This window comes from Coraliomargarita parva (assembly GCF_027257905.1).
Classification (GTDB): domain Bacteria; phylum Verrucomicrobiota; class Verrucomicrobiia; order Opitutales; family Coraliomargaritaceae; genus Coraliomargarita_A; species Coraliomargarita_A parva.
Genome location: NZ_JAPZEI010000002.1, coordinates 140645 through 154471 on the forward strand (window position 1 = coordinate 140645; position 13827 = coordinate 154471).

Sequence of the window (13827 nt, forward strand, 5' to 3'; positions counted from 1 at the left end):
CCCCTAGTTTGGTCTATTTGTAGAATTCTATTATGTCTGACAGTGCGCTCGATGTTTGGAATGGTGTGATTCGGCAATACGGCTTTGAATTTGCCGGTTCCCGCTATGCCGGCCATTCTTATTTGATTCATAGAAGCAGTTTCGGCGTGGGGGCGGAATTCCAACCTCCTTCGGCCGATTATTGCTGGAATGGGATGAAGCGGGGAGGCACCGATGACAATCAATGGTTGACCTTTCAGTGGACGCTTGAGGGCGAGGGGGAACTGCAAGTGGGAAACCAAATTTTTCCCCAGACGGCGGGGCAGGCTTTTCTGGTTCCGATGCCATCCGATCATGAATACCGGGTCGTTCGGAAGGGCAAAGGCTGGAAGTTCTTTTATCTATTCTTGAAAGATACCCATTGGGTGGTGGACCGCTTATCCCGTTCGGTTTCCGATTGGTCCTATACTTTTCCGATTGAGGAGGCGTCGCGTTTTCAATCGGAGACGCTACGCTTGATTGAGCTTATGTTTTCCGGTCATCTGGACAATCCCTTTGATGCCGAGCGTGCGGCTTTGTGCTGGATGTTGGAAGTGGAAAGGCACTTGTATCAACTGAAGCATCCGGAAGATCCGCGGAAGAAATTACTTTCGATCGCTGACCGCTATTATCGCGAAAACATGCACCGTTCGTTCGGGGTTCAGGATTTCGCGGAAGTGCTTGGCATGGGGCGGGCCCAAGCCTCTATGCACTTCAAGCAGATTACGGGGGTATCACCTGCCGCCTATTTCAACGAATTGCGGTTGAAGCAGGCCATCAAGTTGTTGAGGCAGGGGTATAAATTGCACTACATTGCGAAAGAAACCGGTTTTGCCGATGCCAATCATCTGTGCAAAGTCTTCCGGCGGGTCTATCACATGTCGCCCGGGCAATTTAAGAAAGTCCACGGGATCAGCTTGGTCGTCGAGTCCGACTGAACCGCGCGCGGACCGATTACAGATAGACCATATTCCTGACATCGGGGGCATTTACGCTTGAGCGTGTTTTGCTTATTATTCTCCAATGTTATTGGAGTTTTTACGCACATGCCCGGGGCATGGTTCCATCGCTCGTGGTCGTTGTTTCAATTATGCGAGTCGTGTTTCCACTGCCGAGTTGGGTGGACACGAGTCTGATTTTTGTGATGGGGGGGAGCGATGAGTTTGCTCTCGACGGATGTGCGAAAACCCTTGGAAACCATCCGCCTTGGGTGCTTTCAGTTGGACCCGAAGAATGGAAGCCTGACGATATGGGAGTCGGATGGTGCGTCCTTCTTGCTCCGTTCGGATTCGGGAGCCTACTTTCAGGCGGTCATCAATGGGCGGTTGGTTGACACTGAACTCGTCTCCGTGAGTTCGGAGGGCCGTTCCGTGGTGTTGCGTTACTCTGGAGAGTGGCTGGATGAGATGCTGGTTGAAATCACTGAATGCGATGAAGGATCGGGAGTGGATTTCAGCTGCACGATTGTGCCATCAAAGGAAGTTCAGCTCAATCGTATCGAACTGTTTTCCGCAGACACACAGCTCAATGTCTATGAGGTTGTGAACTTCAGGAACCGGCACTACACGCCGGCGACTTGGCCGGAACTTCCGACCTGTGCGTCCTGCGAGACTAGCACATATTCCGACGACTGGCAGTTTTCCCCGCATCCGACAGCACTTTTATTGAGGAAGAATCGCGAGGCGCTTTTTGCCGGATTATTGGATTTGCAGCCGACTTATGGAATGCACCTGAAGGTCGTCCGGGGGGAAGTTCAGCATTGGTATTTGGATTATGGTGATGCACCGCATGGCTTGATACTTCCAGCGCACGAGAGTTTCCATGTCGGGCGTATGCGTTTCTTTGTGCGCTCCGAACTCTCCGCCCATCAGATGTATTCGGGTTTTGGTGACATGCTAGTCGATGAGAAAATCGTTCCTGCTGCGTCTGAGAAGGTCCGTCACCGTTGGTGGGAGGAGCCAATCTACTGCACTTGGAATGACCAACGTATGTTGGCGAACTGCCGGTCGGAAGCCGAACTGGTCGACCAGACTGTTGAAACGGTCGCGGGTGCCTTGGCTCAACTCAATGAGTCTATGGTGCGGCGTGCAGTCGACGTGATCTTGCGTGAGCGGCTGCCAATTCGCACCATCCTTCTGGATGAAGGCTGGAATCTCGCCCGGGGGGATTGGCAGCCGCACCCAGAGCGCTTCCCGGACTTACGCCAACTGGTCGATGATCTACATGCGCTTGGTTTCAAAGTCATGGTCTGGTGGAATTGGGCGGAGATTGCCAAAGATGCCAACATCCCTGCTGATGAGTTAGCGGGGGGCGGCTGGCTGAATCGGCGCGGCTTCCGCTGGCGCGACTACTCCGATCCGAAGGTCCAGCAGAATTACCTAAAGCCTTTGATGCGCACCTTCTTCTCCGACGAGGATGGTTGTTATGATTTGGATGGGGTCAAAACGGATTTCCTTGCCGATAAGGTCCACCCCGAGAATCCCTTACACGATCCTTCGTGGCGGGGCGAAGAACAGTATTTCCTGAAAATATCCCAGATATTCTACACTGAAATGCGCATGCACAAGGCTGATGCCTTGCATTTGGGCTGTGCCGGTAACTACTGGCTCGCGCCCTACATCGATTTGAATCGCACTTACGATGTGCATACCAGCAATTGGCGCGAGCACGAGGAACGGGCGCGTATGCTCATGTGCACTTGCCCCGGGGTTCCTGTCTCCTACGATATGCATGAGTTCAACGAAACTATGGCAGAATTCTTTGCCTCTATTGCTCGTATGAACGCCTGTATCGAGATCGGTAATGTCCTGGCTCTTAGAGATGATTTCTTCTCGAAGCCGCGTCCTGCCGATGCAGACCACTGGGAACTCCTGCGTCAAGGCTGCGCGCTGGTTTGAGTTTCTCAATTGCTTCAGTCAGTATTATACCGATTCGATTTAATACTGGTTGAATAGGTCGCCCGATGGTAGCGGCGGCTGTCCTCAGCCGCTATTGCGGTGTTGTATGCGGTGCTTTCTTACAAACGGCCTGTGGCGTGTGAGGACACACGCCGCTACCAAATTCAATCGAATCGGTATCAGAATTGGTAGCAACGCATGGCTTCATGCGTCCTACGGTTGTGATTAAAGGCCGAAGTGGGGATCAACGTCTGTCCTTATGATCGATGACTCAAGCGATAGCAAATGAGCATGCTACACCTGAAAAGATGAGCTAGTTTACTAAAAAGCGCTTCCCGAAACCGGGAAGCGCCTTTAGTTCCTACAAAACTATGCAGGTAGAATCTATTTGGAGCTTGTTTAAGGAGTCACCTTATCCATGCGATAGATCGCGAGTTCGAAGGGATTCAGGTATGTAGAGATTCCGGTTTCCGCTAATTGCTGGGCTGTGAATTGGCCTAAGCTCGTATTCGAGATCATTTCAGTGACTTGGTAAGTGCCTGCTGGTAACGACCAGTAGACATTCCCCTGCACAGGCGGTTTGCTTGTGATCTGGGTCGATGGATGGTAAACAAGTCCGTAGTAGTCATCACTGTCCGACTCCTGTAACAAGTTTGTCCAGAGTGATGGTGAATCGGCTTCACCGTTTATGGTTACCCCTGCCCATACGGCAATGTCTCGCATGAATGGGTATTCCTCGTTCCAGTGTGCCGGTATGTTCGACGTGGCGTAAATCATGACTACTTTTCCAAGACCGATGTTTCGGTAGGTCATGACCGGTCGTGCCGGATCGTTCCCGATGTTTGCGATGACTGTTTCGTCTGCTTTGAGTGATGGAAGCCAAGTGTCTCGCAGACGCCATGAACCGGCAGAACTGTCAAATACGTCTCCTATGACTGGATAGACTCCCATGTAGCCGGATGTATAATTGCCAGGGATATTAAACCCGAGACGTTGCGCAAGAACCCAGTCTTGATTTGGCAAGTCAGGGCTATAGCGCCCCGCATTCACGTTCATGACGAGAACCCCGCCATTAGTGACAAAGCTTTCAAGCTCATCGATGATGTTTTCTTCGTAGTATTCAATGCGGGGCAGGTGGATCATTTTACCCTGCACAGCCTTGTCGATTTCAACGCCGGGGGCAGTCAACCCAGCATCCATTAAATTATCGAATGCCCAGACATCGCGATAGGAGTCTGTTCTGTCCTCATTGTATAACATGCCGGATCGTTTGTCTTCCAGTAGGTAGACTTCACGTTCCATAGGCAGCGTGTATCTTAACTCCTGCCAGATCGGGATGAAGTCGATGAAGCGTTGCAGCGCATAAGGAGCCGGAAGCAAGGTTTGGTATTCCGATGAGACGAAGTAGAACATCTTCACATTTGAATGAAGCCCGCCACTCAATAGCATGGTGAACAGCGTGCTATCGAGCTGAGTTGGATACTTGTCTGCCCATTTCCCAACGGAGACTTCTTCGGCCCGGTGATGGAGGCCGTATTCGCCCTGATTCATTGCGTCGGATCCGAATGTTTCCGGAGTCTCGCTGCCGCCGTCCGCGAGCATGCATCCTTGATTGGCCAGATACTGCCAGCTGTAGGAACTGGAACAACCTGTATAGACTTGGATGATGCGGTGGGTGTCTTCTGCACGAATGGCGTCGACGTAGTCCATCGTGAGTTCATCCACGCCGTTGCTCAGGAATGACAACCAATCGAGTTGTTCTTTTGTTTTCGCAACGTTTGGAGGAAGGCCGACTTGATCCCAGTTTGTGTATTGGGTGCCCCATCGACTATTAAGCGTTTGCAATGTTGAAAACTCATTCTGCATCTGTTCGCGGAACGCAGTTTGCGATTCTTCGGAGCCACCGACATACCATCCTGAGGTGTAAACGTCTGTTGGGTGTTCCAGCAGGACATAGTAGCCATGGACTGCTGGGTGGTCTTTGTAACGGCGTGCAATCGTTTGGTATAAAGTAATTGCCTCCGCTTTCATCGATTCCGCATGACAGTAGTTCACCCGTGCCTTATGGAATGTGTAGGGAATGGGGTTAAATATTTCCCCGTCTTCGGTGCGTGGTTCCTCAAAAACGGCACGTAGCCATTCAGGCTCACGCCCGGCGAGTGATGGCCAAATCAATACGGTGATGCCTTTCTGCTCTGCATAGTCCAGGAAGCGATCCAGTTCAGACCAGTCGTAAACGCCTTCCAATGGCTCGATTTCATTCCAGCGAACGATGAATTCAACTGTGTCAGTTATGCCCGCCGCCGTATCAAGGAAATACTCAAGCTTTTCCCAACGTTGTTCTGGATCTGTATAGTTTTCATGTCCATGCGGCATCATGTAGATGATGGATGGTCCAGACATCATATCCTGCCAACTCGGCACGGAAGCCGGAATTGCCCCCGGAGTTGTCTCAGGTTCACGCACTCCGAACAGGCGTGTGGATTGATCGATCTTGTAGCCGTTCTCGAGTAATTCGATATGGATTTCGTAGGCACCCGGATCCAGATTACCCAAGGTGGATGTGATATCGAAAGGTCCGCTGCCGGCGGCGAGCGTTCCGCTGTCAGAGACGACTTCGACTCCGCTGATGGCTTGTGTTACCGACAGTGTCCAGGTATAGGTTTGGTCTTCACGACCATCTCGCTTCCAGACGCGTGATGTCCAGTCTATCGACAGTCCTGCATCCACGACGAAACGACTTAGAGCCGGTTCCATTCGTATCCATGAATTAGGTATGCGCTGTTCGGAAGGAATCTCGCTGTGCACAGTGGCAGGTTGACCGTGCAGGATGTCTAAGCGGAATTCCTTTTCGTCGACCCGGTCTGGGTAGGTAGAAGCGAAATTGTCCCAGATCTTTTTGGTGCGAACCCAAAAGGTGCCCTTTTCAAAGACGGGGAACTCGATTCGTTCCATGAAGTTGGCATCATAATCGGGATCGTTTCGGTCGAAGGTGTAGGATGCCTCACCGGTCATGATGGGCTGTCCGTCGTAGGTGTCGTAGAGCTCCCAACTGATCAGGAAGGACTCGCCATACCATAGCTGGCCCAGTTGCCCGAGGGTGAGTGAGGGCACCGGTTCATTTGCTCCGTAATGATCTTCGTCTGCCAGTGAGTAATAGAAATCGGCTGTGCGCCAGTTCAGGTTTGTGAACTCGAAGTCGCCAAGAGAGATCACTACGGGATCTGCTGTTTGGCCTTCATCCGGCTCTTTATAGGAGACGCTTTCAAATTGCATGCCAGAGATATTAAATGGAGCAACGGGTAGGGTGGAGTTCCCTTCATCCAGCGCCCAAATGTTATAACCTGAAGTGCTGTAAAGAACTGGACGTATAAAGCCGGGCGCATTCAGGCGCACTGGTCTCGGCTTGAAGTTGTTCGGGAAGAATTGCGTGCTTTGGGGCAATAAGGCGGACACCAGTTTGTATTTATAGTCGAATCCACGGCTATCCGTAACGAGCAGGTAAGCATTCAAGCCTAAGGGCCACTCATCTCTGGAGAGAATGTTCAGTTGCACATCGTTACTCCATTCCGGCATTGCAATCGGCTGGTTTAGGATGATTTCTGCCGTGTTGCCTTTGCTGAAATTGGTAATCGATACACCGACGCGGTCAGCGACTTGTAAGAGGCTGAGCATGCCTTGAGACGCGGTAGGAACGGACCAGTTGGTTGAGTCCTCCATCGTGTCAATGTCCTGCGCGCGTAAGGTGCCTTTGACTCCAGTCGGGGCGGCAGAGCTGCCATCAAACCACATATAGTAATAACCGTTTTGTTCCCATACATCGCCAACGGTGCGACCACTGGCATCGAAGCCTTCACTGTATTGCCATTCCAAGGTGCTGACATTCACGATCGTGTCGGTATCAGCACTTTCCCATAAGTTGAAGAGCTTGTCCATGACGGCGACGTTGTATCCATCCAGCAGTGCGGGAGCTCCATAAAGCGCGCGCGCTTGTCCCGGGGTGAGTGCACCGTTCCAGATGGCGACATCGTCGTAGTAAACCGGCACAGTGCCCCCTCCTAGGACGATGGGCTTCGTCGTGGGACTGCAGAGCGCGGCATAATTGTAATTGATGGTTTTTTGCACGCCATCGAAGTAGGCGCTGTAACCTGTCGTTGTGTCCCATATGAAGACGACATGCACCCATTGTTCCAACGGGAGTTGTTCATAGACATAACGCTCGGCTCCGCCCATAGCTTTGGGCCGAAGTCGGCCTTCGTTTGAACTGGGTCCACCGGCAACTGAAAGCGCCCAGCCGTTACTGTCGGAATTGTAGTAATAAGTCTGTAAGGTTGATATCCACTTATATGTGGTGGAATCCATATACATCCAGAATGTAAAACTCATCTGGTCGCCGGTTTCAGTTAAGCGCAGGAGATCTGTGCTGCCTGGTAACACTAAGTTACTGGAACTGTTTGGCAGACAAAGGGCGGCTGCGCTGTTGATCCCACTTGGGACAAAGCTGGCTGAGGTCGTCGGAGTTCCGTTCGGTGCGGCGTTGCCTCCGATGATTCCCATGTTTTGCAGGCTGAAGTCCGCGCCGTCATCAAAAGGAAAATAATACAGTAGTTCTGATTGTGGATAGGCTGAGCCACGGAGGCCATTCGGGGTATAGGTTCCACCGTCGAGCCACATGTAGTAAGTGCCGTTGTTCTCCCAGACATCACCAACGGCATGCCCTGTTGTGTCAAAGCCTTCCGCGTAAGTCCAGTTGAGTTCTCCAATGGATACGGACTCGCTAGTATCGGCAGTCTGCCAGAGCTCGAAGAGTTTTTGCATTTCGCCAACATTATAGCCTTCCAAAATGGCGGGAGCTTGGCTTAAGGCTCGGGCTTGCCCTTCGCTTAGGGCAGAGTCCCAAATCGCGAGGTCATCGAAGTAAACTTCGGCGCTGCCACCATTGAGGACAAGCGGTTTATCAGTGTTGGTGCATAATGCCGTATAGTTAGCAGAGATGATGCTCTCTGAGCCATTGATAAAGGCGCTGTAGCCGCTGCTGGCGGTGTCCCAGATTAAGGTGACATGGACCCATTGCTGCAATGGAACCGTATCTGGGGTGTGGCGATGGCTGCCATTCATGGCATTGAAGCGAATCTTACCAGCATCCAGGCTAGGTTCGCCAACGATCGAAATTGCCCAACCTGCTTGGTCACTGTTGAAAGAATATGTCTGTAGAAAGACGATCGATTTGTAAGTTTCAGAGTCAATATACATCCAGAAGGATATGGACATCTGGTCTCCTAGGGTATCCATTCGTAGAATATCAGTCCCAAAGGGAAGCTCCAAACGGCTGGAGCTATCTGGTAAATAAGCCGAGCAAGTGCTCGCTATGCCATCGGGAGTGATTGAGGCTGAAGTCGGACTGCCAGTTGGCGCTAGGGAGCCTCCCAGTTGTCCCTTGTTCGCAAGTTCATAGTTGAGGCCGTTGTCGAAGGGGAGATAGTAGAGTAAGCTGGCTTGAGCACTTGTGATGCATAGAGCCGCTAGAAAGAGGAAACGGACTGCATTGAGCAGCCAGCCTTTCAGGTGGGGATAGGCGGTTTTCATAGATTGTGGGTTTTTTCGTGGGGGGAGGAGCAGTGGGACCATCTCGACCTGTTGCTCGTCGCTAGCCGATACAAGGTCGACTGGTGTGTGGAGTAGTCTCATCTCAAGACGGTTCAATTTTAGTCCGAATCTCGGATCCCGGCAATGGTTGATTTGAATGGAATGTAGTCGATTTGAATAATGATTCGTAGTGCGTGCTTTTATATGCTTCCAGTCGGCTTGAATGTCTCTGTGCTGGACTTACAGATGAACCACAATTCAGACACTCCAACTATTGAGCTTTCGGAGGCTTGTTAGTAGAGTATGCAGAGATATAAATTTCCTGTTCCTCTTGAACCCCCATGTTGCTCCAACTCTTTCTTACGTCCCTTGCTCGCTCTACGCTTATCGCCTCGCGTTTATTCAGGATTCAATCGGCTTCCGCAATGACCTCATGCTCCTTGTCGAAATTGTAGAGAAATGCATCTCGGGAAGCAGATTTTGCAGCTCCATTGCCGCATGGCTTCGCTTTGTGAAGCCGCCGGCGCTAGGCCCCATAGCCATAATTTATAAATATCAAAAACTTAACGAACAAAGATGAAGATAAAACAATTTATTCTGCTGAGTCTCATTGCGAGTTTTAGTCTGACTTCTTCCCTTTTGGGGCGGTATGAGTCGAGATCTCTCAATGGATTGACTGCCAAGGATTGGAAAATTGAAGCTCGTGAAGGTGATGCCGTTAATTTGCAATCCAGTGATAGCAAACTGCTGGCCGTTGATTTTGACGTAGTCGTTGACCGTTCTCTAATGGTAGGCCACGTGCGTCGTATTGAAGGTGACTTTAAACTGCTTCTGAAAGAGCCGATCACATTGAAAGCCGAGGATCGTCGCGTTGTCTTTGAGGCTCGCATGAAAGGCGCGAAGGATAAGACCTATCAGATTCGTCCGCTGATTGAGGATGCCAACGGGGAACTCATTTCTTATATGTCAGTTCCGGTTCGTAATTTCCAGGAATCAAAAGATGGTTGGGCTTTTATGAAAACTCATGTTTTTGACATGAGTGAGGCGGGTGGAGCCACCGATAATATTTTTAGAGTAGAAGGCGGCGATCTTAATGCTTGGCCGGATGGCGAGCTAACCTTCCGTGGCTTTCAGGTTGTCGTATTTGCCGACCGCACAAAGCGTGTCGAAGGTGAGAACGCTGGAACGCTACTTATCGGTGATATTGCCTTTGGGGGAAATCGAGCTCCGGATGAACCTTTTGCCTTTGCGGACTCGATTTTGGAGGACGCGGGCAGCTATGAGATTGGTTTTGAAATACGCGCGGCTTATCAAGGTGCTCCGGTCAAAGAACTAGTCAAAACGATCGCTTACGACCCTGAGGATGAACAGAGCCGTCTACAGCGCATTCTGTTGCCGATTGGCGATCTTCATAACAGTTGGGTGCGTTACCAAGTGCGTGATGAAGCTGGGCTTCCAGTTGCCAGTGAGGATATTCGATGGGAGCAGGACATCGCACCGGAAGTATCCGACGGAGTCGAAAGCGTTGATCTGAATCAAGCACCTTTGCTCGGACTCGTTCGGATCAATCCGGATCGCTTGAAAGATCCAAAGCAAACTGGAGGCGTCTATGACGCTGGCGAGCCAATGAAGGTCCAGTTTCGTGTTTTCGAACCCAAACATGTCGAAGGACCTTACGAATTGAAGTGGGTCTTCAAGCCATATCTGAGTGATGTAGTTCTTGGAGAAGGGACGGTGCCGCTTGAATTTGGCAGAGCCGATTTTGTCGATGCATCGGTTGAGATGCCAGTTGTTGACCAACGTGCTGCGTATCGGGTTTTTTACTCGATTGAAAATGCCGATCAAAAAATCGTGGACGACGGCGAATATGTTTTAGGTGTCGTGGCTGAAGGAATCGCTCCCTACCTGTCCCGGTCAGGCAACCTCCGTGATCGTGACGAGATCAAGCGTCACCCTTATTTCCGGACCACTTATTATTACAAGCGTAAGCGCGGTGAAGTGCCGGATGAAAATGCGATCATCAAGCATTTCAAGGAGATGGTAGATGAGTCCAAGCAAATGGCTCCGCATATCACCTATATGGTCGATTTGGCTGAATTTGAGATATTACCGGGTGTATTTGATTTCGCTCTATTGGATCAAGTTATGGACGCGGCGGCGGATAGTGGTTTGGGAATTACGGTGCGTTTCGCGCATGCTGAGCAGGAAAGGCCGTATCGGTGGCTTCCCTACACGCTGCCGCGTAGCTTTGATGGCACACCGCTCGAAGGACACGGTTTCTATGGTAGCTATGCGGTTGCGGATGCCAATTATCGGGAGTCCTGGCACCGTGCCTTTAAAGCCTTGTATGACCGCTATCAACAGCATCCAGGATTTGAGGGCTATTTTGCCACACAAGCAGGCGGGGAGTGGGCGATTCCCGATGAACCATGGAACGGCTATATTTCTGACTACTCCGTGGCCGGACAAAGAGGTTTTCGTGATTACTTGAAGCAAACGCTCGGTCTTGATTTGGAAGCCTTGAACAAACGCTGGTCTACCGACTATGAAACATGGGAGCAAGTTCATGCGCCTCAGCCAAACTTTGCCATCGGCAAGGCGCCGGATTTACGTCCACAATGGATCGATTTTCAGAACTGTAAAGACAGCTGGCGCTCGAGTTGGTATGATCGACTTTCCAAGCGTATTCGCAGTTATGATGAGCATCGTGTTATCATCATCTACGCAGGCTATAAGAGTGCTACTAACTCGGGATTACTTGAGCGTGTCGACTATTTTCATAATGGCGGTAATCACTACCTGGAGGGGGAAGGCACCATGGTGAAGATGTGGGAGCAGGATCAAGTCGGCTGGATTAATGAGCCGCATCATCCGCATCGGTGGGCCGCCTATGGAGACCCGGCAGATCGTGGTTGGGTGCTGGATTGGCAGATGTTTGTTTCGACGGCTCAATCCGGAGCAGGCGGTGCCAACTTGCACGTCTATTACTACCCGAATCCGGGGCTCGATTTGGCGGCTCACTACGGAGGCACTTATGCTTATGACCGCTACGAACGCTATAAGCCAATCTTGCGGGAAATACACGACATGAAGTTGGTTCAGGAACCGAAGCAGGTGGCTGTGATTCAGGACTCCGCAACACTATTAACCAAACACCGGACGACATTCTCGGCTCGAAGCCTTGATCTTCAACGTTGGTTTGAACTGATGAAGGCCGACGTGGTGGATTTCGAGCCGTATCGCGCAGATCAGGAAGCCAGCTATAAGATGCTTGTGTTGAATCCAATCGATGAAGTCTTAAGCGAAGAAACGATCGAAACAGCGAATCGCATGGCGCGTAATGGAGCCTTGGTGGTTATGTCGGCGCGCACTGGTCGCTATACAACAGGAGATCGAAATGCCGAGTATCCACTGCTTCAAAGGCTTGGGATTAACCGACCCACAGGTGAATGGGCGATGAACGACGCGGATGTGGCTGCAAAGATTCAATCACCTAATTGGCTCGGTGATAATCAGGCAGGTTTGCCTTTCTTTTCGCAGAAGGATCTACGCTCCGCGCTGAAGCGCGAGGATTTGCATGAGTTTTATTGGAGTTGGCCCTACCGGTTTATTCCGGAAACCGATTACTTCGGATACTACAAGGGCAACAAGGATGTCGGAGGGCTGACGCTCGCGACCTTCCCGGATGGTGGTGTGGCTGCCTCGCTTCACACTGTGGGGAAGGGGCAAGTGCTTGTATTCTGGGGCACCCCTGAAATGGAGCCTGAATTGCAGAAGGGGCTGATGGCTTCGATTGCCAAGAAAGCTGGAGTGACCAACCCGAAAATGGACAATCCCATTCCTTATATGCTCGAAGGCATCGATGCGTCGAAAGATCGTTTTTACACATTTATCTACGAAGAGCAGGCGGGCAGCTATAAGCAGAAGATTCCCAATGTGCCCGATGGTGAATGGTTTGTTGACGACATGGTCGCTGATGCCCGTCTGGGCTCTTACGACGGCCAATCCATTCGTGAAAGTGGCATGAATCTAGAATTTCGTTCTGAATCGTCGCCGCTCAAAATTCTTCGTTTCATTCGTCCCAAGCAAATGGGGAACGCGAAGTGGATCGAGAAGTATCCCGATTTCACGGAGAACTGATGCGGTTCACTGGCTGTGAGCGCTCTGCCTGTGTGGTCGAATCGATTTGAGGCAATTCCTACTCAGAAATCAACAAATCGACCACATCTACGACATTCGGACAATTGATCTGCTGCCCTTGCTTAAGGTATAATCCATATCGTTTCAGCTTAACCCCTAACTAGATCTAATCTCATATTATTATGAATCATAGTTGTTTACAAATACACAAGGTATGTCGTTCACGTTTCGGTATCTGTGCCGGAGCTTTGTTTTTAGCCCTTCAAGTCAACGCTGAGTCTTTGGTTTCGTGGTCCTTTGACAGTAACACTCGCGCCCCTGAAGGGGTTAACGAAAACATTACTGCGAGCAACTTTGGCCCAGAGGGAAACTTTATTACCTTGGCGCTTACGCCGAACAGCACCGTTCGTGGTGTTGGTGATACTGGTTATTTACAGACTTGGCAGGCCGGATGGACCTACGCGAGTGAGGCCGAGGCATTAGCAAACAATACTTACTTTACCTTTACACTGACGCCGGATGAGAACTACGAGATCAACATCAGTGAAATCAGCTTCTATGCATGGGTGAATACGGCAGGTCCCTACGATGGCGGCAACTACAATTATTTCCTGCGTAGTAGTGTAACAGGCGACACAACCTTGGGGACCTACACAGATAATACAGCGGTTAACAGCAGCATTGTGCCGACAACCGATGTCCAGGGCACTATAGTGCTCAGCGAACAATTAAGCCTCCAAGGTGTCACCGAGGCGGTTACATTCACTATCGGTGTTTATTCTGATATAAAGCCGACCGCTGGTTTCATGCGAATGGACCAAATCGAAGTCAATGGCACAGTCAGCGCGATTCCTGAACCGGCCTCATGGGCTTTATCCGCGTCAGTATTGGCGTTGTTTGTGGGTGTCGCACGTCGACGTAAACGCTAGCATTTAGCTGTGCGGGGCCGAGATAGTGCCCCGTATTCAGTTGAAATTGGATTCACCTATTAGAGCGGTCTGGTTTATTCCCGGACCGCTCTTTTTTTATGGTCAGATGGCTATTGTGGTGCTCACGGTCAAATAGACCGAATCTTAGAAACTGGGAGCATTGAACTGTTGCCCTTACTTTAGGTATAATTCAGGTTGTATCCCTTTCACCCTAGCTAGACTGAATCCCATATTACTATGAATTATAATTGCTTACA

The 13827-nt window shown here is 50.7% G+C and carries 5 protein-coding genes; 4 read left to right on the forward strand and 1 reads right to left on the reverse strand.

Translation table 11 applies throughout. The annotated features are described in order from the left end of the window. Window positions 1–32: 32 nt before the first annotated feature. The gene (locus O2597_RS03025; protein WP_269522709.1) at window positions 33–956 is read left to right on the forward strand and encodes an AraC family transcriptional regulator; all 924 of its coding nucleotides are present in this window, start codon (window positions 33–35) and stop codon (window positions 954–956) included. A 219-nt stretch (window positions 957–1175) separates the two neighbouring features. Then, window positions 1176–2915: a TIM-barrel domain-containing protein gene (locus tag O2597_RS03030; protein WP_269522710.1), complete on the forward strand. Its 1740-nt coding sequence runs from the start codon at window positions 1176–1178 to the stop codon at window positions 2913–2915. Between the two features lie 399 nt (window positions 2916–3314). Here the strand turns inward: O2597_RS03030 and O2597_RS03035 are convergent, their stop codons facing one another. Then, window positions 3315–8501, reverse strand: a complete 5187-nt coding sequence (locus O2597_RS03035) for a LamG-like jellyroll fold domain-containing protein (RefSeq protein ID WP_269522711.1) — start codon at window positions 8499–8501, stop codon at window positions 3315–3317. Window positions 8502–9077: 576 nt separating this feature from the next. On the opposite strand from O2597_RS03035, the gene O2597_RS03040 reads away from it, so the two are divergent. Together O2597_RS03040 and O2597_RS03045 are read left to right on the forward strand one after the other, a co-directional pair. Beyond that, complete coding sequence (locus tag O2597_RS03040; protein WP_269522712.1) at window positions 9078–12641, forward strand: beta-galactosidase; 3564 nt, start codon at window positions 9078–9080, stop codon at window positions 12639–12641. Between the two features lie 182 nt (window positions 12642–12823). Continuing rightward, entirely contained in the window at window positions 12824–13570 is a 747-nt protein-coding gene (locus O2597_RS03045) for a hypothetical protein (RefSeq protein ID WP_269522713.1), read from the forward strand. The last annotated feature ends 257 nt before the right edge of the window (window positions 13571–13827 follow it).